This window comes from Streptomyces sp. ICC1, from assembly GCF_003287935.1.
Taxonomy (GTDB): Bacteria; Actinomycetota; Actinomycetes; order Streptomycetales; family Streptomycetaceae; genus Streptomyces; species Streptomyces tritrimontium.
Genome location: NZ_CP030287.1, coordinates 6,194,546 through 6,218,234, shown reverse-complemented (window position 1 = coordinate 6,218,234; position 23,689 = coordinate 6,194,546). Strand labels below are relative to the sequence as shown.

General features: G+C 73.4%; 23 protein-coding genes and 3 pseudogenes. 13 read left to right on the top strand and 13 right to left on the bottom strand.

Annotated elements, in window-relative coordinates; translation table 11 throughout:
• Positions 1–53: 53 nt before the first annotated feature.
• Positions 54–149, bottom strand: coding sequence for an Ms4533A family Cys-rich leader peptide (locus tag DRB96_RS46370; RefSeq protein ID WP_343234612.1), 96 nt, complete (start codon positions 147–149; stop codon positions 54–56).
• Between the two features lie 46 nt (positions 150–195).
• Positions 196–1,035: pseudogene (locus DRB96_RS29255) on the bottom strand (DUF3152 domain-containing protein); the annotation flags it as partial.
• Between DRB96_RS29255 and DRB96_RS46365 the strand changes: the two are divergent.
• The 3 genes and pseudogenes from DRB96_RS46365 to DRB96_RS45090 form a co-directional block, all read left to right on the top strand.
• A pseudogene (locus tag DRB96_RS46365) lies at positions 1,016–1,189 on the top strand (helix-turn-helix domain-containing protein); the annotation flags it as partial. The pseudogenes DRB96_RS29255 and DRB96_RS46365 overlap by 20 nt on opposite strands.
• A 159-nt stretch (positions 1,190–1,348) precedes the next feature.
• The gene (locus DRB96_RS45095; RefSeq protein WP_239517885.1) at positions 1,349–1,819 is read left to right on the top strand and encodes a cysteine dioxygenase; all 471 of its coding nucleotides are present in this window, start codon (positions 1,349–1,351) and stop codon (positions 1,817–1,819) included.
• A complete protein-coding gene (locus DRB96_RS45090; protein ID WP_112463894.1) occupies positions 1,810–2,214 on the top strand; it encodes a rhodanese-like domain-containing protein in 405 nt (134 codons plus the stop codon). Before DRB96_RS45095 ends, DRB96_RS45090 begins: the two co-directional genes overlap by 10 nt.
• Before the next feature lie 71 nt (positions 2,215–2,285).
• On the opposite strand, the gene recX is transcribed toward DRB96_RS45090, so the two are convergent.
• Positions 2,286–2,945 carry a recombination regulator RecX gene (gene recX / locus DRB96_RS29245; protein WP_239516360.1) on the bottom strand — a complete coding sequence of 220 codons (660 nt, stop codon included), beginning with the start codon at positions 2,943–2,945 and terminating at the stop codon, positions 2,286–2,288.
• Positions 2,946–2,948: 3 nt separating this feature from the next.
• Positions 2,949–4,070 carry a recombinase RecA gene (gene recA / locus DRB96_RS29240; RefSeq protein ID WP_204357839.1) on the bottom strand — a complete coding sequence of 374 codons (1,122 nt, stop codon included), beginning with the start codon at positions 4,068–4,070 and terminating at the stop codon, positions 2,949–2,951.
• Positions 4,071–4,253: 183 nt separating this feature from the next.
• On the opposite strand from recA, the gene DRB96_RS29235 reads away from it, so the two are divergent.
• Positions 4,254–4,808: a 2'-5' RNA ligase family protein gene (locus DRB96_RS29235; RefSeq protein WP_112451161.1), complete on the top strand. Its 555-nt coding sequence runs from the start codon at positions 4,254–4,256 to the stop codon at positions 4,806–4,808.
• A gap of 47 nt (positions 4,809–4,855) precedes the next feature.
• Entirely contained in the window at positions 4,856–5,617 is a 762-nt protein-coding gene (locus tag DRB96_RS29230; RefSeq protein WP_112451160.1) for a Clp protease N-terminal domain-containing protein, read from the top strand.
• On the opposite strand, the gene DRB96_RS29225 is transcribed toward DRB96_RS29230, so the two are convergent.
• A complete protein-coding gene (locus DRB96_RS29225) occupies positions 5,565–6,830 on the bottom strand; it encodes an AI-2E family transporter (RefSeq protein ID WP_112451159.1) in 1,266 nt (421 codons plus the stop codon). The two genes, DRB96_RS29230 and DRB96_RS29225, sit on opposite strands and share 53 nt — an antisense overlap.
• A gap of 60 nt (positions 6,831–6,890) precedes the next feature.
• The gene (locus DRB96_RS29220) at positions 6,891–7,085 is read right to left on the bottom strand and encodes a DUF3046 domain-containing protein (protein ID WP_112451158.1); all 195 of its coding nucleotides are present in this window, start codon (positions 7,083–7,085) and stop codon (positions 6,891–6,893) included.
• An 81-nt stretch (positions 7,086–7,166) separates the two neighbouring features.
• Between DRB96_RS29220 and DRB96_RS29215 the strand changes: the two genes are divergently transcribed.
• On the top strand, positions 7,167–8,129 hold the full coding sequence (locus DRB96_RS29215) for a hypothetical protein (protein ID WP_112451157.1): 963 nt from the start codon (positions 7,167–7,169) through the stop codon (positions 8,127–8,129).
• Here DRB96_RS29215 and DRB96_RS29210 read toward each other — a convergent pair.
• The 3 genes from DRB96_RS29210 to DRB96_RS43270 form a co-directional block, all read right to left on the bottom strand.
• Entirely contained in the window at positions 8,098–8,406 is a 309-nt protein-coding gene (locus DRB96_RS29210; RefSeq protein WP_112451156.1) for an AzlD domain-containing protein, read from the bottom strand. The two genes, DRB96_RS29215 and DRB96_RS29210, sit on opposite strands and share 32 nt — an antisense overlap.
• Positions 8,403–9,107, bottom strand: a complete 705-nt coding sequence (locus DRB96_RS29205; RefSeq protein ID WP_112451155.1) for an AzlC family ABC transporter permease — start codon at positions 9,105–9,107, stop codon at positions 8,403–8,405. Before DRB96_RS29205 ends, DRB96_RS29210 begins: the two co-directional genes overlap by 4 nt.
• 146 nt (positions 9,108–9,253) lie before the next feature.
• Positions 9,254–9,607: a DUF2716 domain-containing protein gene (locus DRB96_RS43270; RefSeq protein WP_239516486.1), complete on the bottom strand. Its 354-nt coding sequence runs from the start codon at positions 9,605–9,607 to the stop codon at positions 9,254–9,256.
• Positions 9,608–9,645: 38 nt separating this feature from the next.
• On the opposite strand from DRB96_RS43270, the gene DRB96_RS45085 reads away from it, so the two are divergent.
• Positions 9,646–9,906 carry a hypothetical protein gene (locus DRB96_RS45085; protein WP_112451153.1) on the top strand — a complete coding sequence of 87 codons (261 nt, stop codon included), beginning with the start codon at positions 9,646–9,648 and terminating at the stop codon, positions 9,904–9,906.
• A gap of 131 nt (positions 9,907–10,037) precedes the next feature.
• Here the strand turns inward: DRB96_RS45085 and DRB96_RS29190 are convergent, their stop codons facing one another.
• Positions 10,038–10,886: an AraC family transcriptional regulator gene (locus tag DRB96_RS29190; RefSeq protein WP_112451152.1), complete on the bottom strand. Its 849-nt coding sequence runs from the start codon at positions 10,884–10,886 to the stop codon at positions 10,038–10,040.
• Positions 10,887–10,966: 80 nt separating this feature from the next.
• On the opposite strand from DRB96_RS29190, the gene DRB96_RS29185 reads away from it, so the two are divergent.
• The gene (locus DRB96_RS29185; RefSeq protein WP_112451151.1) at positions 10,967–15,559 is read left to right on the top strand and encodes an ATP-dependent helicase; all 4,593 of its coding nucleotides are present in this window, start codon (positions 10,967–10,969) and stop codon (positions 15,557–15,559) included.
• A 220-nt stretch (positions 15,560–15,779) separates the two neighbouring features.
• On the opposite strand, the pseudogene DRB96_RS29180 reads toward DRB96_RS29185, so the two are convergent.
• Together DRB96_RS29180 and DRB96_RS29175 are read right to left on the bottom strand one after the other, a co-directional pair.
• Positions 15,780–17,121 (bottom strand): annotated as a pseudogene (locus tag DRB96_RS29180) (D-arabinono-1,4-lactone oxidase).
• Positions 17,066–18,328 carry an MFS transporter gene (locus DRB96_RS29175; protein WP_112451150.1) on the bottom strand — a complete coding sequence of 421 codons (1,263 nt, stop codon included), beginning with the start codon at positions 18,326–18,328 and terminating at the stop codon, positions 17,066–17,068. Before DRB96_RS29175 ends, DRB96_RS29180 begins: the two are co-directional and overlap by 56 nt.
• A gap of 176 nt (positions 18,329–18,504) precedes the next feature.
• On the opposite strand from DRB96_RS29175, the gene DRB96_RS29170 reads away from it, so the two are divergent.
• Together DRB96_RS29170 and DRB96_RS29165 are read left to right on the top strand one after the other, a co-directional pair.
• The gene (locus DRB96_RS29170; RefSeq protein ID WP_112451149.1) at positions 18,505–19,680 is read left to right on the top strand and encodes a ferrochelatase; all 1,176 of its coding nucleotides are present in this window, start codon (positions 18,505–18,507) and stop codon (positions 19,678–19,680) included.
• A 68-nt stretch (positions 19,681–19,748) separates the two neighbouring features.
• Positions 19,749–20,567, top strand: a complete 819-nt coding sequence (locus tag DRB96_RS29165; RefSeq protein WP_112453816.1) for an inositol monophosphatase family protein — start codon at positions 19,749–19,751, stop codon at positions 20,565–20,567.
• A 111-nt stretch (positions 20,568–20,678) separates the two neighbouring features.
• On the opposite strand, the gene DRB96_RS43905 is transcribed toward DRB96_RS29165, so the two are convergent.
• The gene (locus DRB96_RS43905; RefSeq protein ID WP_204357838.1) at positions 20,679–20,852 is read right to left on the bottom strand and encodes a hypothetical protein; all 174 of its coding nucleotides are present in this window, start codon (positions 20,850–20,852) and stop codon (positions 20,679–20,681) included.
• A gap of 246 nt (positions 20,853–21,098) precedes the next feature.
• Here DRB96_RS43905 and DRB96_RS29160 point away from each other — a divergent pair, with 246 nt between their 5' ends.
• From DRB96_RS29160 to DRB96_RS29150, 3 genes are all read left to right on the top strand, one after another.
• Entirely contained in the window at positions 21,099–21,752 is a 654-nt protein-coding gene (locus DRB96_RS29160; protein WP_112451148.1) for a response regulator transcription factor, read from the top strand.
• 5 nt (positions 21,753–21,757) lie between these two features.
• Positions 21,758–23,002: a HAMP domain-containing sensor histidine kinase gene (locus tag DRB96_RS29155; protein ID WP_112451147.1), complete on the top strand. Its 1,245-nt coding sequence runs from the start codon at positions 21,758–21,760 to the stop codon at positions 23,000–23,002.
• A 384-nt stretch (positions 23,003–23,386) separates the two neighbouring features.
• On the top strand, positions 23,387–23,683 hold the full coding sequence (locus tag DRB96_RS29150) for a DUF4193 domain-containing protein (RefSeq protein ID WP_112451146.1): 297 nt from the start codon (positions 23,387–23,389) through the stop codon (positions 23,681–23,683).
• Positions 23,684–23,689 lie beyond the last annotated feature (6 nt).

The following is a 23,689-nucleotide window of genomic DNA, read 5'->3' as shown; positions in this document are numbered from 1 at the left end:
CGGGCGCGGCGAAGCGACGAAGAAAAGGGAAGTCGCGCGCGCTCAGGGAGGCGTCAGCGACAGAGGATGTCGGCCACGCTGTGCGCGGTCACACCAAGCAGCGCCAGCTCAATGGCGGCGCTCGCGGCGATGGTGTGATGGTGCGACATGCGGAGAACAATTACCGACCATCGGACAGCTTGTCAACGCGGTTCGTCAACTGCCGGGAAACACCCAGGGGTTGGCCTTGCACTGGATTCCGTTGACGTCCAGGGACTTCGTCTGCTGCTGCATGATCGGCGCGAGCGCGCCCGGTGTCTGGCAGCTCACGTGCCCGTGTCCGAGCCGGTGGCCGACCTCGTGGTTGATCAGCATCTGGCGGTAGGCGAACATCTCGTCCGCGCCGTACGTCGCCGAGCCCTGCGCCCAGCGGTACGCGTTGATCATCACGCGGTCGGTGGACGCGGAATCGCAGGAGACGTTGTCGACGGTGGTGTCCAGCCCCGACTTGCGGCACCAGACGCCGGTGGTCCCCGGACTGGCCAGCGTGATGACGAAGTCGGCCTCGCCGCCCGGCACCCGCTCGAAGGTCTTCGTACCGCCGTGGCCCCAGCTGCGGTCGTCGTTCAGGGTGCGGTGGACGGCCTCGGCGAACAGCTGCGGGTCCAGTCCGAGCCCCTGTTCCACGTCGACGCGGTAGCGGACCACCTTGCCCTTGCCGGGCGCGGGGGCGAGGCCCGGCACGGTGTCGAAGGTGCCCGGGCCCTTCAGCTTCTCGTCGATCGGGAGTCGCTGCGCCATCTTCTGCTCGTACGAGAGCTCCGGCGCGGCCGGCGCGGCCCGCACGGCCGCGGAGGGCTCGGGAGTCGGGCGGCCGTCGGAGCGCGAGGCGGCCGAATTGCCCTGGACGGAATGGCTGTTGGCGTCGTCGGAGGCGCGCGCCGCGGTCTTGCCGCCGTCCCCTTCGGAGGCCACCTGGCCCGCGACGACGACGGCGAGCACGGTGGTGACGGCCGCGGCGGCCATGCCGGTGTAGGTGCGGACCTTCAGGCCCCGCCCGGACCCGGGCCGCTGCTCCGGCTCGGCGGCGGTGACGGCGGGGGCGGCGGGGGCTGTCTGCTCTACACATCTGGCCATCAAGGACATCGCCCGCCAGGCGGGGGTGTCGGAGAGCGCGGTCTCCTTCGCGCTCAACGACCGGCCGGGAGTCCCCGAGGGCACCCGCGCCCGTGTCCGCAAGGTCGCCGAAGAGCTCGGCTGGCAGCCCAACAGTGCGGCCCGCGCCCTCTCCGGCGAACGGTCCGGCGCCGTCGGGCTGGTCCTCGCCCGGCCGGCCCACACCCTCGGCGTCGAGTCCTTCTTCCTCCAGCTGGTCTCCGGCACCCCCGCGGTCCCGTCCCCCGGCCGGCTCGCCTCCCTCCCCCTGGACCCCGAGGGCCGGACCTGGATCCGGCTCGACGGCCCGGGCGGCAGCGAGGCCTGGCTGATCGGCTGGCCGCCGGGCACCGGCACCGGCTGGCACGACCACGCCGAGTCCCGGGGCGCGTTCACCACCGCGCGGGGCCGCCTCACGGAGAACTCCCTGACGGTGCGGCTGCCCGCGGAGGGCTGGCACTCCCTCTCCCTGGCTCCGGACGTGGACCGCACGCGCGCGCTGGGGCCGGGCACCGGGCGGGCCTTCGGCGAGCACCACGTGCACGAGGTGCTGAACGAGTCCGGGACCGAGCACGCGATCTCGGTCCACGCCTACCACCCGCCGCTCCCCCTGATCCGCCGCTACAGCCGCACCGGCCCGGTGCTCACGCTGGAGCAGGTCGAGCGCCCGGCGGACTGGCAGTGACCGGCATCGACGCCCTCGTGGACCGGCTGCGCACCACCTACACGCGGGTGGAGCCGGCCCAGGCGCACGAGGAGCACCTGGCCGGGGCCCTGCTGGTCGACATCAGGTACCAGGCCCTGCGCGAGCGGGACGGGCTGATCCCGGGCGCGCTGGTGATCGAGCGCAACGAGCTGGAGTGGCGCCTGGACCCGGAAGGCTCGCACCGCCTGCCGCAGGCCACGGACCACGGCATCCGGGTCATCGTCATCTGCAACGAGGGCTACGCCTCCACCCTGGCGGCGGCTTCCCTCCACGCGCTGTCCCTCTCCCGCGCGACGGACCTCACGGGCGGCTTCCAGGCCTGGCGCGCGGCAGGCCTCCCGGTGACCGCACGTCCTGACCCCGGCACGTCCTGACCCCGGCACGTCCCGGCCCAGCACGTCCCGACCCGTCCCGGCCCCGGGGGCCGGCCCCTCCCGGAGCGGGCTCAGCCCCCGGGGTACCCCAGGTCGTCGGCGTCGGAGTCCTCGGCGCCCTCCGCCTCCAGGGCGCGGCGGACCACCCGCAGGGCCATGCCCTCCGGGTACCCCTTGCGGGCGAGCATCCCGGCGAGTCGCCGGAGCCGCTTGTCCCGCTCCAGGCCCCGGGTGGAGCGGAGCTTGCGCTCCACGAGCTCCCGGGCGGTCTCCTCCTCCTGGTCGGAGTCCAGCTGTTCCAGGGCGTCCTGTACGAGGACGGCGTCCACCCCCTTGGTGCGCAGCTCCTGGGCGAGCGCCCGGCGGGCCAGACCCCGGCCCCGGTGCCTGGACTCGACCCAGGCCCCGGCGAACGCGGCGTCGTCGATCAGGCCCACTTCCTCGAACCGGGAGAGGACCTGCTCCGCCACCTCTTCGGGGATGTCCCGCTTGGCCAGCGCGTCCGCGAGCTGCCGCCGGGCGCGCGGCATCCCGGTGAGCAGGCGAAGACAGATCGCCCGCGCCTGCTCCTCGGGACTCTGGGGCGGCAGCTCCTGACGGCCGGCGCGGTCTTCCCCGCGACGGCCTTCCCGGCCGGCGCCCCCGCGCCGGCCTTCACGACTGCCCGCACGGCGGCCCTCACGACGGCCTTCCCGGCCGTCTGCGCCATCGCCCCTTTCCTGCTCCAACACGGATCAGCTCTTGGCGACGGCGGCCTTGGCCGCCGTCTTGGCCTTCGACGCGGGGGCGGGCACGGCCGGCGTCTCGGCGGACGCGTCCGCGCCGGCCTCGGCAGCGACGGCGGTGGCAGCGGCGTCCTTGCGGACACCGACGCCCAGCTTCTCCTTGATCTTCCGCTCGATCTCGTCGGAGAGGTCGGGGTTGTCGCAGAGGAACTTGCGCGCGTTCTCCTTGCCCTGGCCGAGCTGGTCGCCCTCGTACGTGTACCAGGCGCCGGCCTTGCGCACGAAGCCGTGCTCCACGCCCATGTCGATCAGGCCGCCCTCGCGGCTGATGCCGTGGCCGTAGAGGATGTCGAACTCGGCCTGCTTGAAGGGCGGCGCGACCTTGTTCTTGACGACCTTGACGCGGGTGCGGTTGCCGACCGCGTCCGTGCCGTCCTTGAGGGTCTCGATGCGGCGGATGTCGAGGCGCACGGAGGCGTAGAACTTCAGCGCGCGGCCACCGGTGGTGGTCTCCGGCGAGCCGAACATCACACCGATCTTCTCGCGGAGCTGGTTGATGAAGATCGCGGTGGTCTTGGACTGGCTGAGCGCACCGGTGATCTTCCGGAGGGCCTGGCTCATCAGACGGGCCTGGAGACCCACGTGCGAGTCGCCCATCTCGCCCTCGATCTCCGCACGCGGTACGAGCGCCGCCACGGAGTCGATGACGATGAGGTCGAGCGCGCCGGAGCGGACGAGCATGTCCACGATCTCCAGCGCCTGCTCGCCGGTGTCCGGCTGGGACAGGATGAGGTTGTCGGTGTCGACACCGAGGGCCTTGGCGTACTCGGGGTCGAGCGCGTGCTCGGCGTCGATGAAGGCGACGGTGCCGCCGGCCTTCTGCGCGTTGGCGACGGCATGGAGGGTCAGGGTGGTCTTACCGGAGGACTCCGGCCCGTACACCTCGACCACGCGGCCGCGCGGCAGCCCGCCGACGCCGAGCGCGATGTCCAGCGCGGTCGACCCGGTCGGGATGACGTCGATGGGGTCGTTCGGCTTGTCGCCGAGACGCATCACGGCGCCCTTGCCGAACTGCCGTTCAATCTGTGCGAGAGCGGCGTCGAGAGCCTTCTCACGGTCGGTGCCTGCCATGGGTTCCACCCGATTTGCTTGAGTCGATCGCTTCACGCCATTGACGCTAACGCCTGCCACTGACAACGCGGTCCCACGTCCGGTTTGACTGTGGACAACCCATGAGAATGCGTGTTCGATTTCCCTGTCAAGCGCGCCACGCCGGACCCGTCCGCCACGCCCGCGGTGGCATGATCCACTGCCATGACGGACGACACCTCCAGCATGTTCCCCGCCGGCCGGACCGCGCTCATCGTGCGGATACCCGAGGCCGACCCCGTCGTCGGCGCCTGGCGGGACCGGCTCGACCCCGCCGCCCGGACCGGGGTCCCGGCGCACGTCAGCGTCCTCTACCCGTTCCTGGACGAGAGCCGGATCGACGATTCCACCCTCGCCGACCTCACCGCGGTCCTGTGCCCCCACCCCGCCTTCGACGTTCGCTTCGAGCGGACCGGCCGGCTCCCGGGGCTGCTGTACCTCGCCCCCGAGCCGGACGCCCCGCTGCGCCGGCTGACCCTGGCGGCCGCCGAGCGCTGGCCGGAGGCCCCGCCCTACGGCGGCCGCCACCCCGACCCGGCCCCGCACCTCACCGTGGCCCAGCGCGCACCGGCGGCGGCCGAGGACGCCGCCGAGGCGGACCTCGCCGGGCGGCTCCCCTTCACCGCCCGCGTCCGCTCGGTGGAGCTGGTGGTGTACGACGGCACGGCCTGGCGCGAGCGCGCGAGGTTTCCCCTGCGCGCACCCGGAAAGGGAAAGTGACAACCACGGGTTGACACTCTTCTGACTGTCAACCTAGGGTTGCGTCCATGACGAACCCTTCGGTGGAACCTGTCCGCATGACCAATCCGGTACGCCTCGACGACCTCATCGAGGCCATCAAGAAGGTCCACACCGACACCCTGGAGCAGCTCAGCGGCGCCGTCGTCGCCGCCGAGGCCCTCGGGGACGTCGCGGACCACCTCATCGGCCACTTCGTCGACCAGGCCCGCCGCTCCGGCGCCTCCTGGACCGACATCGGCCGCAGCATGGGCGTCACCCGCCAGGCCGCCCAGAAGCGGTTCGTCCCCAAGGCCGACAAGGAGGGCGACGCGGGACTCAATCCCCAGCAGGGCTTCGGCCGCTTCACCCCCCGCGCCCGCAACGTGGTGGTGACCGCGCAGAACGAGGCCCGCGCCGCCGGCAACACCGAGATCCGCACCGAGCACCTCGTCCTCGGGCTGCTGGCCGAGCCCGACGGCCTCGCCGCCCACGCCATCGCCGCCCAGGGGATCGCGGCCGACGACGTACGCGCCGCCGTGACGACCGCCCTGCCCCCGGCCGTGGAGGACGTCCCCGAGCTGGTCCCCTTCGACGTCTCCGCGAAGAAGGCCCTGGAACTCACCTTCCGCGAGGCCCTGCGCCTGGGCCACAGCTACGTGGGCACCGAGCACGTCCTGCTCGCGCTCCTGGAGCTGGAGAACGGGACGGGTCCGCTCAGCGGCCTCGGCGTGGACAAGGACGCCGTCGAGATCTGGGTCAACGACGCCCTGGCAGCCGTACTCGGCGCCTCGGACGGGACCGCGAAGTAGAGGCGTCCGCGTCGTCGGTCAGTGCGTACCGCTTCACGTACGCGCCCAGGAACGCCTGGAGCGTGGCGACGGCGGGGATCGCGATGAGCGCCCCGACCGCGCCGAGCAGGGCGGTGCCGGCGATGACCGATCCGAAGGCCACCGCCGGGTGGATGTCGACCGTCTTCGAGGTCAGCTTCGGCTGGAGCACGTAGTTCTCGAACTGCTGGTACACCACCACGAATCCGAGCACGTACAGCGCGTACCAGGGGTTGACCGTGAAGGCGAGCAGCATCGGCAGCGCGCCCGCCAGGTAGGTGCCGATGGTGGGGATGAACTGGGACACCAGGCCCACCCACACCGCGAGCGCGGGCGCGTACGGAATGTCGAGCACCACGAAGCAGATGTAGTGCGCGACCCCGGAGACCAGCGCCATCAGCCCGCGCGAGTAGAGGTAGCCGCCCGTCTTCGTGACGGCGATCTCCCAGGCCCGCAGCACCTCCGCCTGCTTCGCCGGGGGCAGTACGGAGCACAGCGCGCGGCGCAGCCGCGGCCCGTCGGCGGCGAAGTAGAAGGAGAACAGGCCGATGGTCAGCAGCTTGAAGAGTCCGCCCAGCACCGCGCCGGACACGTCGAGCACGCCGCTCGCGCTGTTCTGCACGTACTTCTGCAGCCAGTCCGAGTGCAGCAGGCTGTCCTGGATGTCCAGCCGGGACAGGTGCGTGTGGAAGGTGTCGTTGATCGAGCCGATCAACGAGTCGAGATAGCCGGGGAAGCCTTCCACGAGGTCGATGATCTGCGAGGCGAGGATCGAGCCGAGCAGGGTGACGAAGCCTGCGGACGCGACGAACACCCCCAGGAACACCAGGAAGGCGGCGAGCCCGCGGCGCACGCCCCGGGCCGCCATCCTGGCCACGGCCGGTTCGATGGCGAGCGCGAGGAAGAACGCGATCAGGATGTTGACGAGCAACCCGATCAGCTGGTGGAAGGCCCAGCTGCCGAGCTGGAAACAGGCGACGAGGGCCAGTACGAGGACCACCGCGCGCGGCAGCCAGCGCGGCATCCGCGCGTCCGCGGGCGCGGGGGCCGCGGGCGCGCCGCCGCCGGGCGGACCTCCCGGGGCCCTTCCGGGGGCGCCCCCGGGGCCGCCGGCGCCGGTCCCGCCATCGCCGCCCGGGCCCTCGGGAACCTCTTCGGGCGGCCGGCCGGTCGTCGTCTCTTCAGTCGCTGCCACGGGTCCAAGTCTGTCCCACCGGCCGCCTGTGCGAGGAACCTTGCGGGCCCCTGCCCTCGATCAGCGCAGCGAAGCGGGCACACCGACCGCCGAACACACCGCGCGCCACACGTCCTTGGCCTCCCAGCCGGCGTCCAGCGCCTCGTGGACCGTGCGGCCCCCGAGCTCCGTCATCACGTGGTCCCGCGCGAAGGAGTCCGCGTAGCCCGCGCCGAAGTGCTCGGCCATCCGCTCCCAGAAAATCGTCAACCGCATGCCTCCAGTATCCCGCCCCGGAGAGTGCACCGGACCCGTTCCCGCCCCCTCGGCGCCCCACGGGCCCCTACGGTTTCCCGCATGCCTGGAGACCAAGCCCCCGCCCCGGCGGCGCCGAGCCCGGCGGCCCGCGCCGAGCAGTTCATCTGGCTCACGGCCCGGGTCCTGGAGCAGCGGCGGTTCGCGTTCCACTTCCTCGGCGGGGGCGCCGACCCGGTGGACGCGGCCCTCGGCGCGTACCTCGGCGACGACGGCGGGTACGGCCACGCCCTCGACCCCGACGTGCGCGGACCGCTGAGCCACCCGCTGCACGCCGCCCACGCCCTGCGCGTCCTGGACTCCCTGGGCCGCTGCGCCGGACAGCGCGTCGAGCGGCTCTGCGCCCACCTGTCCCGGGTCTCGACCCCGGACGGGGCGCTGCCGGCGACCTCCCCGGCCGCCGGAGGCTACCCGGCGGCCCCGTACCGGCCCCCGCACGACGATCCGCCCGGCGACCTGGCGACCACCGGCCCCGCCGTCGGCATCCTGCACCGCAACCGGGTCTGGCACGCGTGGCTGTTCCGGGCGACGGACTTCTGCTGGGACCGGGTGGAGAACCTGCGCCGTCCGCACCCGCATGAGATCCAGGGCGCGGTGTCCTTCCTGGACGGGGTCCCCGACCGGGCCCGGGCCTCGGCGGCCGCCGACCGGCTGGGGCGGCTGGTGCGCGAGCGGCGGCTCGTCGTACTGGACCCCGCGCGGCAGGACGCGTACCCGCCGGTGCCCGGCCTGGCGCCGGGCGGGCACCTCCACCCGTACGACTTCGCCCCGCGCCCCGCGTCCCTGGCCCGGGGCTGGTTCACCGACGCGGAACTGCGCGGCTCGCTGCGCCACCTGGCCGGGCTGCAGCAGCCGGACGGCGGCTGGCCGGTGCACCGCGCGGACTGGGCGCCGGGCAGCGCGCTGGAGCGGCGCCCGATCGCCACGCTGGAGGCCCTGCTGACGCTGCGGGCCTACGGCCTGATGACCGGGCCTAGCCTCCCAGGGCCCGCAGCCCCGCGGTGACCGCGACGGCCGCCGCGACCACGACGAGGAAGGGGGCCCGCAGCAGCAGGGCGACCCCGGCGGCCGCGAGCCCGGCGGCGCGGGCGTCGAGCACGAGCTCGTGGCCGGTGGCGAAGGTCTGCTGCGCGGTGAGCGCGGCGAGCAGCGCGACCGGCAGGAGCGCGGCCAGCTCGCGCACCGCGGGCCGCTCCAGGGCTCCGGCGGGGACGAGCAGCCCGGCGAGCTTGACCCCGTAGCAGCCGACGACGGTGAGTCCGATGGCGATCCAGACGTTCACGGGCGGCGTCCCTTCATCCACAGCACGATCGGCGCGGCCAGCGCCGCGATCAGTACGGGCACCCCCGCGGGGAGCACGGGCAGCAGGCCCAGCCCCAGGACGAGGGCGAGGGCGGCGACGGCCCGCTCGGTGCCGGTCTTCAGCATCGGCGCGAGCAGCGCGAGGAAGACGGCGGGCCCGGCGGCGTCCAGCCCCCACGCCCTGGTGTCCCCGATGGCCTCGGCGCCGAGCGCGCCGAGCAGGGTGGTGAGGTTCCACAGGACGTACAGGCTCAGCCCGGTCACGGTGAAGCCGAGGCGCGCCGACTTCCGGTCGGGCTGGGCGAGGGCCACCGCGGTGGTCTCGTCGATCACCCAGTGCGCGGCGAAGGGCCGTATGCCCTTGGGGAGCGCGAGCAGCTGGGACAGCCGCAGCCCGTAGAAGGCGTTGCGGGTCCCGAGGAAGAAGGCACCGGCGGCGGCCGTGAACGGATTCCCTCCCGCGGCCAGGGCTCCGACCAGCGCGAACTGCGAGGCCCCGGTGAAGACCAGCAGGCTGAGCACGCACGCCTGCAGGGTGCTCACCCCGGATCCGGCTGCCGTCACCCCGAAGGCGAAGCCGGACAGTCCGACCGCCACTCCGACGCCGAGCGCGTCCCGTACGACGGCGGCGCGCGGCTTGTCCACCGGCTCGACCCCGTCGGGTACCTCTTGTATGGCCATCTGATGTTCTCCCACGCCCCGAACATACGGAGGGAGCGCCTCGCGGGTCTTGTACGTTCTTGCACCACGCACGAGGTGGTCGCAGACCCTGACGCCGACGCTGGCCGAGGCCCGCACCCTGTCCGAGCCCGCGCGGCGCGGGCGTCCTAGCCGTCCCCGTCCCGGCGCCGCAGCGGCTCACCGAGCAACCCGGTGAGCTCCGCCTCCACGGCGGCGAGCAGCCCCGCGCCCCAAACGCACAGGGTCTGCTCCCAGGGATGGCCGAAGGTGCCGAAGAGCAGGTCGGGTTGGAGGTAGAGGTAGTAATCGCCGTTCGGGTAGACCTCGCCGGGCCATTCCGGCTCGCCGGGACCGCCCACCCGGTGGGGGTCGAAGTCGTGGCCGGTGTGCTGCCAGTCGAGCCGGTGCAGCCGCTCCCCGGGCGGCGTGAGGGCCCGCAACGCGGGTCGCAGGATCCGGTCCAGCCCGTCGGTCAGCTTCTCCGTGAGCCGCCAGTTCACGGGCCCGGGGCCACCACCCGGGATCCTGCGCGCCGCCGTTGAGGGACCGCACCCGGCCGCCCTTCGCCGGGGCCATCGCCGCGAACTCCGCCACCAGCAGCGACCGCTCCGCGCCGGCCGTGAACCCGGCCGTCGCCAGCTCCTCGGCCAGGCCCGGCGGATCGGCCCCGTACACCTTCCACCGGACCGGCTCGCTCCGCGCCCCGAAGGCCTCCTGCCGGCGCCGCACCAGCTCCGCGAGCTCCTCGCGCCCGGTGTCCGTCAGCGGCCGGTGGCCGACCGCGCCGTGCGTGCCGTAGTGGGTCCGTACGAGGGGCCCGTCCCGCTCCACCACCGCGCCCGGCGGCGGCCACCGGGGCGCGAGCCCGCGCACCTGCGCCTCGTACGCACCCCACACCCCTGCCTGCTCCGACCCGTCCACCGGCGGAGCCTAACCGGCCGCCCGTTCCCGCCGGTAGGCGCCCGGCGGGACCCCCACGATGCGGGTGAAGTGCCGGTTCAGGTGCGGCTGGTCGGTGAAGCCGACGGTGACGGCCGCCTCCGCCGGCGGGGTCCCCGCGTCGAGCAGCCGGCGCGCGCGGCGGACCCGGGCGTCGGTCAGCCAGGTGTGCGGCGGCATGCCGTACCGGTCCCGGAAGGCCCGCAGCAGGGCGAACGGGCTGGTGCCCAGCTCCGCCGCGAGCTGCTCCAGCGACGGCGGCTCGCCCATCCGCTCCTCCAGCACGGCCCGGGCCCGCTCCGCGTCGGCGGCGCCCGCGCGGCCCGCCGCACGGGCCGGCAGCGGCCCGGCGTGCCGGGTCAGCATCCGGGCCACCACGCCGCGCAGCAGGGTGTCGGCGGCCAGCGCGTTGCCGGCCTCGGCGGCCCGGTGGACCTCGGTGATCATCCGCGAGGCCTGCGGGTCGGTGACGATGTCGGCGGTGAAACCGGGGGTTCCGCGCAGCGTCCCGATCTCCTCGGCCACCTCGGTGATCAGCGCCCGGGAGGGGTAGAGGGTGGCGTAGGCCCAGCCCTCGGGGACCCCGGCGCGGGCGGTGTGCGGGACCTCGGGGTTGATCAGGACCACGCTGCCGGGGCCGGCCCGGACGGTGCCGGCCGGCAGGCCGATCTCCTCGATGCCGCCGGTGACGGCCGCGATGACGTACCCGTCGTGGGCGTGGCGCGGGAAGGTGTGGCGCACGTAGTGGGCGCGCAGGAGGTCCAGCCCGGGCAGTTCCGCGTACTGCCAGTGCCGCGCCCACTCCCGGCGGCCCTCGTCCGCTCCGGTCCCCGCGCCCATCCCCCCATTCTGCGCCCCGCCCGGCCGGGGTGTTTCCACAGGTCCGGACGGTTGTCAGTGGGCAGGTGCACGATGGGGGCATGTCCGGTACCGCGCTCGACTCGTTCTCCCCCGCGACCCGCTCCTGGTTCACGGGGGCCTTCGCCTCGCCCACCGCCGCGCAGGAGGGTGCCTGGCGGGCGATCGGGGCCGGCTCCGACGTGCTGGTGGTGGCGCCCACCGGCTCCGGCAAGACGCTCGCCGCCTTCCTCGCCGCCCTCGACCAGCTCGCGTCGACCCCGCCCCCGGCCGAGGCGAAGAAGCGCTGCCGCGTGCTGTACGTATCGCCCCTGAAGGCCCTCGCGGTCGACGTGGAGCGCAATCTGCGCAGCCCCCTGACCGGGATCCGGCAGGAATCGGTGCGCCTGGGCCTGCCCGAGCCGGAGATCCGGGTCGGGATCCGCTCCGGAGACACTCCGCCCGCCGAGCGCCGGGCGCTGGTGACCCGGCCGCCGGACATCCTGATCACCACTCCCGAGTCGCTGTTCCTGATGCTGACCTCGGCCGCCCGCGAGGCCCTGGCCGGCATCGAGACGGTGATCCTCGATGAGGTGCACGCGGTCGCCGGGACCAAGCGCGGCGCCCATCTCGCCCTGTCCCTGGAGCGGTTGGACGAGCTGCTGCCCCGCCCGGCGCGCCGGATCGGGCTGTCGGCGACGGTCCGCCCGGTGGACGAGGTGGCCCGCTACCTCGCGCCGCGCGGCAAGGTGGAGATCGTCCAGCCGCCGTCCACGAAGGAGTTCGACCTGTCGGTGGTCGTCCCGGTCCAGGACATGGGCGAGTTGGGCGGGTCCCCCGCCACCGAGGGCAAGGAGGGCGGCGACAAGCCGTCCATCTGGCCGCACGTGGAGGAACGGATCGCCGATCTGGTCCAGGCCCACCGCTCCACGATCGTGTTCGTCAACTCCCGCCGCCTCGCCGAGCGCCTGTGCAACCGGCTCAACGAGATCGCGTACGAGCGCGCCATGGGCAGCCCGCTGCCCGAGGGCTCGCCCCCGGCCGAGATCATGGCGCAGTCGGGCGCGGCCCTGGGCGCGCCGCCGCTGCTGGCCCGCGCCCACCACGGTTCGGTCTCCAAGGAGCAGCGGGCGCTGGTCGAGGAGGACCTGAAGGCGGGCCGGCTGCCCGCCGTGGTCGCCACCTCCAGCCTGGAGCTCGGCATCGACATGGGCGCCGTCGACCTCGTCATCCAGGTGGAGTCCCCGCCGTCGGTGGCCTCGGGGCTCCAGCGGGTCGGCCGGGCCGGGCACCAGGTGGGCGCGGTCTCCACGGGCGTGGTCTTCCCCAAGTACCGGGGCGATCTGGTCCAGGCCGCCGTGGTCACCGAGCGGATGCGCACCGGTTCCATCGAATCCCTGCGGATCCCCTCCAACCCGCTGGACGTCCTCGCCCAGCAGCTGGTCGCGATGACCTCGATGGACACCTGGCAGCTGGACGACCTGATCGCCCTGGTGCGGCGGGCGGCGCCCTTCGCGGCGCTGCCCGAATCGGCGTTCACCGCCGTGCTGGACATGCTGGCCGGCCGCTATCCGTCGGACGCGTTCGCCGAGCTCAGGCCCCGGGTCGTGTGGGACCGGGTGGCCGGGACGATCACCGGCCGGCCGGGCGCCCAGCGGCTCGCGGTCACCTCCGGCGGGACCATCCCGGACCGCGGCCTCTTCGGCGTCTTCCTGGCCGGGTCGGACCCCAAGAAGGGCGGCGGCCGGGTCGGGGAGCTCGATGAGGAGATGGTCTACGAGTCCCGCGTCGGCGACGTCTTCACCCTCGGCACCACCTCCTGGCGGATCGTGGACATCACCCGCGACCGCGTCCTGGTCACCCCCGCCCCCGGGGTCCCGGGCCGGCTCCCGTTCTGGAAGGGCGACCAGCTGGGGCGCCCGCTCGAACTGGGCCGCGCGGTCGGCGCGTTCCTGCGCGAGCTCGGCGGCCTCACCGACGAGGACGCCCGACTGCGCCTGCTGGCGGCCGGCCTGGACGCCTGGGCCGCCGAGAACGTGCTGGCGTACCTCGCCGAACAGCGCGAGGCCTGCGGCCACGTACCGGACGACCGGACCATCGTGGTGGAGCGGTTCCGCGACGAGCTCGGCGACTGGCGGGTCGTCGTCCACTCCCCCTTCGGCGCCCAGGTGCACGCCCCTTGGGCGCTGGCGCTCGGCGCCCGCCTCTCCGAGCGGTACGGGATGGACGCGCAGGTCATGCACGCCGATGACGGCATCGTGCTGCGCCTGCCGGACGCGGACCTGCTCAGCATGGACGTGGACCTGCTCGACCACGATCCGGCGCGGGACCGCTCCTTCGACTTCGATGACGACAAGCCCCCGCTCGGCGCGGCGGACGTGGCCTTCGACCACGGGGACGTCAACCAGATCGTCACCGACCAGGTGGGCGGCTCCGCGCTGTTCGCCGCGAGGTTCCGCGAGTGCGCGGCGCGCGCCCTGCTGCTGCCGCGCCGCGATCCGGGCAAGCGCACCCCGCTGTGGCAGCAGCGCCAACGCGCCTCGCAGCTCCTGCAGGTGGCCTCGGAGTTCGGCTCCTTCCCGATCGTGCTCGAAGCCGTACGCGAATGCCTCCAGGACGTCTTCGACGTACCGGGCCTGACCGAGCTGATGGGCGACATCGAGGCCCGCCGGATCCGCCTCGTCGAGGTCACCACGCCCGAGCCCTCCCCCTTCGCCCGCTCCCTGCTCTTCGGCTACGTCGCCCAGTTCCTCTACGAGGGCGACTCGCCCCTCGCCGAGCGCAGGGCGGCCGCGCTGTCGCTGGACTCCCGCCTGCTGGCCGAGCTGCTGGGCCAGGCGGAGCTCCGCGAGCTGCTGGACGCGGACGTACTGGCGGAGCTGGAGCGGGAGCTCCAGTGGCTGACGGAGGAGCGGCGGGCCAAGGACGCCGAGTCCGTGGCCGACCTGCTGCGCCTGCTGGGCCCCCTCACCCCGGAGGAGCTGGCCGCGCGCGGCGCGGATCCGGCGTGGGCGCGGTCCCTCTCCGCGTCCCGCCGGGCGATCCGGGTCCGGATCGGCGGCGCGGACCACTGGGCGGCCGTCGAGGACGCGGGCCGGCTGCGGGACGCGCTGGGCACGGCGCTCCCGGTGGGCGTCCCGGAGGCGTTCACCGAGCCGGTGAAGGACCCCCTCGGCGACCTCCTCGCCCGGTACGCCCGCACCCACGGCCCCTTCACCACGGCCACCGCGGCCGCCCGCTTCGGGCTGGGCCCGGCCGTGACGGACGGCGCGCTGCACCGGCTCGCCGCGGCCGGCCGGGTGGTGCAGGGCGAGTTCCATCCGGCGGGCATCGGCCAGGAGTGGTGCGACGCGATGGTGCTGCGCCGGCTGCGCCGCCGCTCGCTGGCGGCGCTGCGCCAGGAGCTGGAGCCGGTCCCGCCGGCCTCCCTCGCCGTCTTCCTGCCCCAGTGGCAGCACCTGGGCGGGGCCCTGCGCGGCATCGACGGGCTGGCCCGCGCCATCGAGCAACTGCAGGGCGCCCCGGTCCCGGCCTCCGCGCTGGAGCGGCTGATCCTGCCGTCCCGGGTCTCGGACTACTCCCCGACGCTCCTCGACGAGCTCACCACCACGGGCGAGGTGGTCTGGGCGGGTGCGGGGGCCCTGCCGGGCAAGGACGGCTGGATCTCCCTCTACCTCGCGGAGGCCGCCCCGCTCCTCCTGCCGCCGCAGCACCCCCTGGAGCCCACCCCGCTCCACCAGGCCCTCCTGGACGCCCTCTCGGGCGGCTACGGCCTGTTCTTCCGCCAGCTCACGGACATGGTGCGCGCCCTGCACCCCGACGCCTCCGACGCCGACCTCTCCACCGCCCTGTGGGACCTGGCGTGGTCGGGCCGCCTGACCAACGACACCCTGGCCCCCCTGCGCTCCCTCCTCGGCTCGGGCCGCACGGCGGGCGCCACCGCGCACCGCGCGCGCCGCACGGTCCCCCGCGGCCGCTACGGCACGCTCACCGCCACCGCCTCCCGTACGGGTCCGCCCACGGTGTCGGGCCGCTGGTCGCTGCTGCCGGCCCACTCCCCGGACCCGACCCACCGCGCGCACGCCCTGGCCCGCACCCTGCTGGACCGCCACGGGGTGGTGACCCGGGGGGCGGTGGCCGCCGAAGGCGTGGAGGGCGGCTTCAGCGCGGTCTACCGGGTCCTGTCGGCCTTCGAGGACAGCGGCCAGGCCCGCAGGGGCTATGTGGTCGAGGGCCTGGGCGCGGCCCAGTTCGCGATGGACGGCGCCGTCGACCGCCTCCGTGCCGCGGAACGGACCCCGCCGCCCCTCGCCGCGGTGGTCCTCGCGGCCGCCGACCCGGCGAACGCCTACGGCGCGGCCCTGCCCTGGCCGCAGCCCCCGGCCGGCGCCACCCACAAGCCGGGCCGCAAGGCGGGCTCCCTGGTGGTCCTGGTCGACGGCGAGCTCACCCTCTACCTGGAGCGCGGCGGCAAGACCCTCCTCGCCTGGCCCGAGCCGGACGACCCCCGCCTCTCGGCGGCGGTCGCGGCCCTCACCGCGGCCTCCCGCACGGGCACCCTCCCCGCCCTCACGGTGGAGCGGGTCAACGCCACGGCGTCGCTGACCTCCCCGTACGGCCCGGCCCTGGAATCCTCGGGCTTCCACGCCACCCCCCGCGGCCTCCGCCTCCGCTGACGCCCCCCGCAGGTCCCCCTCGCCGTCCCCGGACCCGACGCCGAGCCCGACCCCGCCGAAGCCGGACCCGACGCCCACGCCGCCGCAGTCACCGTCCCCGAGCACCGGCAAGGCCACCCCGGGCGGCCCCGGCGCGGGCTCCGGCCAGGAGTCGCCCGCCCCTTGAGGCCGCGCCCCGGGACCTTGAGTCGCGCCCCGGGACCTTGAGCCGGACCCGGGCTCAGTCGCCCAGGACCCGCCGCAGGTAGTCGTTGCCGAACACCCGGTCGGGGTCGAGCCGGTCGCGCAGCTCCGTGAACTCGCCGAAGCGCGGGTAGACCTGGGCGAAGTACTCCGCGTCCCGCGTGTGGACCTTGCCCCAGTGCGGCCGGCCGCCGTGCGCGGTGAAGATCCGCTCGGCGGCGGTGAAGTAGGCCTGGTACGGGGTTCCCTTGTACATGTGCACCGCGATGTAGGCGGTTTCGCGGCCCGAGGCCGTCGACAGGGTGATGTCGTCCGCCGGAGCGGTCCGCACCTCCACCGGGAAGCTGATCCGCAGGTCGGAGCGGTCGACCATCGCCTTCAGCTCGCGCAGCGCCTCGACGACGCGCTCGCGCGGAAGGGCGTACTCCATCTCCACGAACCGGACCCGGCGCGGACTGGTGAACACCTTGTACGGGATGTCCGTGTAGGTCCGCGCCGACAGGGCGCGGCTCGCGATCCGGGCGATGGAGGGGATGGCCGCCGGGACCGCGCGGCCCAGCGAGTTGACGGCCTGGAAGACCCCGTTGGACAGCAGCTCGTCCTCGACCCAGGCGGGAGACGGCTCCGGGCGGGGCGGCCGGTCCCTGGCTGCGGTTGTTCCGCTTGGTGTTGCAGTTGCCGGTGTGCGGGAACCAGTAGAACTCGAAGTGCTCGTTCTCCGCGTGGTGCTGGTCGAACTCGGCGGTCACCCGGTCGAAGGCCATCGGCTCCTCACGGGCGGTCAGGAAGAAGAGCGGCTCCACGGCGAAGGTGATCGAGGTGACCACGCCGAGCGCGCCGATGCCGAGCCGGGCGGCCGCGAAGACGTCCGGGTTCTCCTTCTCGGAGCACGTGAGCAGCCGCCCGTCGGCGGTGACCAGCTCCAGGCCGCGGATCTGCGTGGCGAGGGAGGCGGAATCGCGGCCGGTGCCGTGGGTTCCGGTGCTGGTGGCGCCGGAGACCGTCTGCTCCATGATGTCGCCCATGTTCGTGAGCGACAGGCCCACCTTGGCGAGGGTCAGGTTGAGGTCCTTGAGGACCGTGCCCGCCGCCACGGTCACGGTGGCTGTGTCGGCGGACCTGTCGATCGCCTGGATCCCGGCCAGCGCCTGCGGGCGGATCAGTACGCCGTCGGTCGCGGCGGCCGAGGTGAAGGAGTGGCCCGTGCCGACCGCCTTCACCTTCAGGCCGTCACCGGCGGCCCGGCGGACCGCCTCCTGGAGCTCGCCGACCGAGGCCGGGGCCACCACGCGCACGGGCGTGGCGCTGACGTTGCCCGCCCAGTTATGCCACGCGGCGGTCCGTGTCCCGTTCTTCCCTGCTGTCCCCGTCGTCGCCATGGCTAGAAGGCTCCTCCCCTTGCGCCGGCCTCGTCAGCCGGCGGTAACCCGCGAACGCCACCGCCGCCGCGGCGGCCCCCGCCGAGATGGAGACGACGTACCCGCTCTTCGCGCCGGCCGCGTCGATGACCCAGCCGGCCACGGAGGAGCCGAGCGCGACCCCGACCGCGAGGCCGGTGCTGATCCAGGTCATGCCCTCGGTCAGCTTCGCGCGTGGTACGTGCGCCTCGATCAGGGCCATCGTGGTGATCATCGTGGGAGCGATGGCGAGGCCCGAGACGAAGAGCGCCACGGCCAGAAACGGAAGGTTCCCGGCCAGTAGGAGGGGGATCATACTCACGGCCATCGCACATATGCCCAGCACCCACCTGCGTTCGGCCTTCCCCTTGAGGTGCAGCAGGCCGAAGACGATGCCCGCGAGGCAGGAGCCGACCGCCCAGACGGCCAGGACGAAGCTGGCCGCGGCCTTGTGGCCCTGCTCCTCGGCGAAGGCCAGGGTGACCACGTCGATCGAGCCGAAGATGGCGCCCGTGGCCACGAAGGTGGCCACCAGCACCTGGAGTCCGGGGGCGCGCAGGGCGGAGGTCCGGTCGGCGTCCTCGCCGCGCGGGTGCGGGGCCGGCTCGGTGGCGCGCTGGGCGGTCAGCCACCACACGCCCACCAGCAGGCAGGCCGCGGCGACCAGCGGTCCGGCCTCGGGGAACCAGATGGTGGAGAGCCCGATGGCGATGATCGGGCCGAAGATGAAGCAGACCTCGTCGAGGACGGACTCCAGCGAGTACGCCGTGTGCAGCTCGCGCGGGGAGTCCCGGTAGATGGCCGTCCACCGGGCGCGGATCATCGAGCCCACGCTCGGCACGCAGCCGGCGAGCGCCGCGAAGACGAACAGGGTCCAGTCGGGCGCGTTGTTGGCCGCGCAGAGCAGCAGGCCGGCGACGGCGGTGACCGCCATCAGGGTCGCGGGGCGCAGGACGTGCCGCTGGCCGTACTGGTCGACCAGGCGGGAGACCTGGGGGCCGATGGCGGCGGCGGAGAGCGCGAGGGTGGCGGTGAGCGCGCCGGCCAGCGAGTAGCGGCCGGTGAGCTCGGAGATCATCGTGAGGATGCCGACGCCGACCATGGACAGCGGCAGCCGGCCTATGAGGCCGGCCGCGCTGAATCCCCGGCTCCCGGATGCGGCGAAGATCGCGCGGTAGGGACTGGGCAAGGTGCCCTCCGTAAGGGACGTCGTTGGCCCGTACAGGTTACGGCCGGACACAGGGCGCCCGCATGGGGAACGGCCGAGGGGGAAGCGGAAGTAAGGGCGGCCTTACCTGTGGTGGGGCGGATCCGGACGCCGGGCCCGTTTCCCGCCCGGCGGGCGCGGGTGGCAGGATTCGAGACATGTCTGACCAGCTCCGCGCCTTCGCCTCCGGCCCGGCCGAAGGCCCCGCCGCCCCCTACGACGCCCTCCTGCTGCTGTCCTTCGGCGGCCCCGAGGGACCCGACGACGTCGTGCCGTTCCTGGAGAACGTCACGCGAGGGCGCGGGATCCCGCGCGAGCGCCTCAAGGAGGTCGGGCAGCACTACTTCGGCTTCGGCGGCGTCAGCCCGATCAACGGGCAGAACCGCGAGCTGCTGGAAGCGCTGCGCAAGGACTTCGCGGAGCACGGGCTGGACCTGCCGGTCTACTGGGGCAACCGGAACTGGGCCCCGTACCTGGACGACGTGCTGCGCGAGATGGCCGCCGACGGCCGCCGGCGCATCGCGGTCCTCGCGACCAGCGCCTACGCCTCGTACTCGGGCTGCCGGCAGTACCGCGAGAACCTCGCCGACGCGCTCGCGCTGCTCGTCCGGGAGGGCGTGCCCGAGGCGGAGCTGCCGCAGGTCGACAAGTTGCGGCACTACTTCAACCACCCCGGCTTCGTGCAGCCCGTGATCGACGGGGTGCTGGCCTCGCTGGAGTCGCTGCCCGCGGAGGTGCGGGCCGGGGCGCGGCTGGCCTTCACCACCCACTCGATCCCGACCGCGGCCGCGGACGCCTCCGGCCCCGTCGGGGACCACACCGGGCACGGCGAGGGCGGTGCCTACGTCAAGCAGCACCTGGACGTCGCCAAGGTGATCGCCGACGCGGTCCGCGCCGAGACCGGCACCGAGCTGCCCTGGGAGCTCGTCTACCAGTCGCGCAGCGGCGCCCCGCACACCCCGTGGCTGGAGCCGGACATCTGCGACCACCTGGAGGCCCTGCACGAGGCGGGCGCCCCGGCGGTCGTCATGGTGCCGATCGGCTTCGTCTCGGACCACATGGAGGTGCTCTACGACCTCGACACGGAGGCGACGGCGAAGGCCGCCGAGCTCGGGCTGCCCGTGGCCCGCTCGGCGACGGTCGGAGCCGACCCCAGGTTCGCGGCGGCCGTACGGGACCTCGTGCTGGAGCGGGCGGCGGCGGAACGCGGGGAGGCCGTGGAGCGCTGCGCCCTCGGGCTGCTCGGAGCGAGCCATGATCTGTGTGCGGTGGGCTGCTGCCCGGCACGCGGGCCCCGGCCGGCGGCCGCGGGCGTGGACAGCCCGTACGCGTAGGCGGACAGCCCGTCCGCCCCGTTTCGCCTCGTTCGCCGCACAGGACCCAGGGAGTGGAACCGGCCGTGATCTCCGAAGTCCCCGAAGTTTCCGAAGAACTGAAGACCGAACTGCTGGAGGTGGCCCTGGAGGCCGCCCGGCGGGCGGGCGCCCTGCTGCGGGACGGCCGCCCGGCCGACCTGGCGGTCGCGGCGACCAAGTCGAGCCCGATCGACGTGGTGACCGAGATGGACATCGCGGCCGAGAAGCTGATCACCGACATCCTCGGCGAGCGCCGGCCCGAGGACGGGCTGCTGGGCGAGGAGGGCTCCGACACGGCGGGCACCAGCGGCATCCGGTGGGTGATCGACCCGCTCGACGGCACCGTGAACTACCTCTACGGGCTGCCCTCCTGGGGCGTGTCCATCGCGGCCGAGTACCGGGGGAGGACCGTGGCCGGGGTCGTGGCGGCGCCGATGCGCGGGGAGACCTTCCACGCGGTGGCGGGGCGCGGGGCCTGGCTGGGCGAGCTCCGCCTCGCCTGCCGGGCGGCCGCTCCGCTGGACCAGGCGCTGGTCAGCACGGGGTTCGCGTACGTCCAGACCCGCAAGGCCCACCAGGCCGAGGTGGCGCGGCGGATCATCCCGGTGGTCCGGGACATCCGGCGCGGCGGGTCGGCGGCGATCGACCTGTGCGACGTCGCGGCGGGCCGGCTCGACGGCTACTGGGAGCGCGGGCTCAATCCCTGGGACCTGGCGGCGGGCGAGCTGATCGCCCGGGAGGCCGGTGCGCTGACCGGCGGCCGGCCCGGTGAGCCGGCCTCGGGCGAGCTCGCGCTGGCCGCCACGCCGGCGGTGTTCGCCTCGCTGCAGCCGCTGCTGGACGAGGCGGGGGCCTGGCACGACTGAGCGGCCGGCGCGCCGCGTGGAGGGCCGCCCCCGCGCGCACAGGAAGGAACCCCGGAGGCCGGATGGCGGCCTTCGGGGTCCGGGGGTGTGTGGGATCGGCGGTGACCGGTGTCAGCAGGCGGAGACGGTGACGGGAACGCCGTGATCGGCGGCGATGCGCTGGAGGTCTTCCAGCTCCGCCTGTTCCACTTCCACGAGGAAGTCGTCGCCCGTCTCACGAGCCTGCCTGAGGTCGGACTGCGTGCTCCTGATGCGCTGCAGGAGACCCGCGGTGAATGCGTCCATGGTGGGTTCGCCCCCTCTTCGTGGGTCGGCGGCGGGACGTGGCGGTCCGCCGTCAGGGAGTGTTCGGGGTGTGAAGTCGTCCTCCCCGCCGCCCCGGACCCAGAAACCTCATGAGGCAAGGGAATCCTCACTTCCGTCCCTCGGGCACCCCCCGTGTGGCGTCTTACAGCCGGTTTACGGCCGAAAGGGGCAGGATGGACGACGCATCACACGCCTGCCCTGACGGGCACTGAGGAAGGAAACGACGTGCGCGTACTCGTCGTCGAGGACGAGCAGCTGCTCGCCGATGCGGTGGCCACCGGACTGCGCCGGGAGGCCATGGCCGTGGACGTCGTGTACGACGGCGCCGCGGCCCTGGAGCGCGTCGGAGTCAACGACTACGACGTGGTCGTGCTCGACCGGGACCTCCCGCTCGTGCACGGCGACGACGTCTGCCGGAAGATCGTCGAGCTCGGCATGCCCACGCGCGTGCTCATGCTGACCGCGTCCGGTGACGTGAGCGACCGGGTCGAGGGCCTGGAGATCGGGGCGGACGACTACCTGCCCAAGCCCTTCGCCTTCACCGAGCTGACCGCCCGTGTACGGGCGCTCGGCCGCCGCACCACCGTGGCACTGCCTCCCGTACTGGAGCGCGCCGGAATCAAGCTGGACCCGAACCGGCGCGAGGTGTTCCGCGAGGGCAAGGAGGTGCAGCTGGCGCCGAAGGAGTTCGCGGTGCTGGAGGTCCTCATGCGCAGCGAGGGCACGGTCGTGTCCGCCGAGCAGCTCCTGGAGAAGGCGTGGGACGAGAACACCGACCCGTTCACGAACGTGGTGCGGGTGACGGTGATGACGCTGCGGCGCAAGCTCGGGGAGCCGCCGGTCATCGTGACCGTCCCCGGTTCCGGCTACCGGATCTGACGCGGGTGGCAGCGACCCCGGCGCCACCACCGGCGCCACCGAAACCGACCTGGGACCCCGGCCAGCCCGAGGGTCCCTTCCCTTGGCTGCGGCCGACCATCCGCATACGCCTCACGCTGCTGTACGGCGGGATGTTCCTGATCGCCGGCATCCTGCTGCTGTCGATCATCTACCTGCTGGCGGCGCAGGCGCTGCGCGAGGGCAACGGGCTGCCGTTCAAGATCATCAACGGCACGGACATCCAGGTCACCAGCACCTGCCCCGGTGTCATCGGGTCCGGCCAGACGGCCACCCAGTTCAACGTCGCGATCGAAGCGTGCATCCTCGAACAGCGCCGGCACGCGCTGGACGACCTGCTGAGCCGCTCGCTGATGGCCCTGATGGGACTCAGCATCATCGCCTTCGCCTTCGGCTACGCGATGGCCGGCCGGGTGCTCTCGCCGCTCGGCAAGATCACCCGGACCGCCCGCCGGGTGGTCGGCTCCGACCTGACCCGGCGGATCGAGCTGGACGGGCCGGACGACGAGCTGAAGGAGCTCGCCGACACCTTCGACGAGATGCTCGACCGCCTGGAGCGGGCCTTCACGGCCCAGCAGAGGTTCGTGGCCAACGCCTCGCACGAGCTGAGAACCCCGCTGGCCATCAACCGGACGCTGCTGGAGGTGCACCTCTCCGACCCCGGGGCGCCGGTGGAGCTGCAGCAGCTCGGCAAGACCCTGCTCGCCACCAACGAGCGCAGCGAGCAGCTGGTCGAGGGCCTGCTGCTGCTGGCCCGCAGCGACAACCAGATCATCGAGCGCAAACCCGTGGACCTGGCCGAGGTGGCCTCGCGCGCCATCGACCAGGCGCGCGGAGAGGCCCACGCCAAGGGCATCGAGATCCGGGGGGAGCGGGCGCTGGCCGTGGTCCAGGGCAACGGCGTGCTGCTGGAGCGGATCGCGCTCAACCTGGTGCAGAACGCCGTCCGCTACAACGTCTTCGAAGGCGGCTGGGTGGAGGTCACCACCGAGGCCGTGCACGGCCAGGCGGTCCTGCTGGTATCGAACACGGGTCCCGTGGTTCCCGCGTACGAGGTGGAGAACCTCTTCGAGCCCTTCAGGCGGCTGCGTACGGAGCGTACGGGCAGTGACAAGGGGGTCGGGCTGGGCCTGTCGATCGCGCGCTCCGTGGCGCGCGCACACGGCGGCAGGATCCAGGCGATCCCGCGCGAGGGCGGTGGCCTCGTGATGCGCGTCACTCTACCCTTGTGACGCCGGTCACCCCTTGTTCGCCGTTGGCTGAATGCTTGGGTCATGAAGGCAGTGACTTCTGTGCGATCGATCACAGTTCCGAGTGTCCGCACAGATGCGTTCAGTGACCTTGGTGGGGCCGGAAAGCCCGGGAAGTCCGGGTTTCCGGCCCCCCTAGCGGCGGGAAATACATGGGGTGGCGTTTGTGCAAGACGGCCCCCGGACCGTGTACGGTCCCGGTCGTCATCCCAGCCAATCGCTCCTTCTGATGTGCGGCTGGGTGTCGATTGAGTAACAGACCTTGATGTGAGGCAAAATCTCCGCCTCAGGTCGGGCACAAGTCCGGCCTCTCGCGCGTTACGTGCGCTGAGACACCCGCTAAATCCCAGAGGGGGAGAGCGAACTATGGCAACGGACTACGACACCCCGCGCAAGACCGACGATGACGTCGACAACGACAGCATCGAAGAGCTGAAGGCTCGTCGCAACGAGAAGTCGTCCTCGAACGTCGACCTGGACGAAATCGACAATGCGGAAGGCCTCGACCTGCCCGGCGCGGACCTCTCCAACGAGGAGCTGGCCGTCCGGGTCCTGCCCAAGCAGGCCGACGAGTTCACCTGCACGAGCTGCTTCCTGGTGCACCACCGCAGCCAGCTGGCACGCGAGAAGAACGGTCAGCCGATCTGCCGCGAATGCGACTGAGAGGCG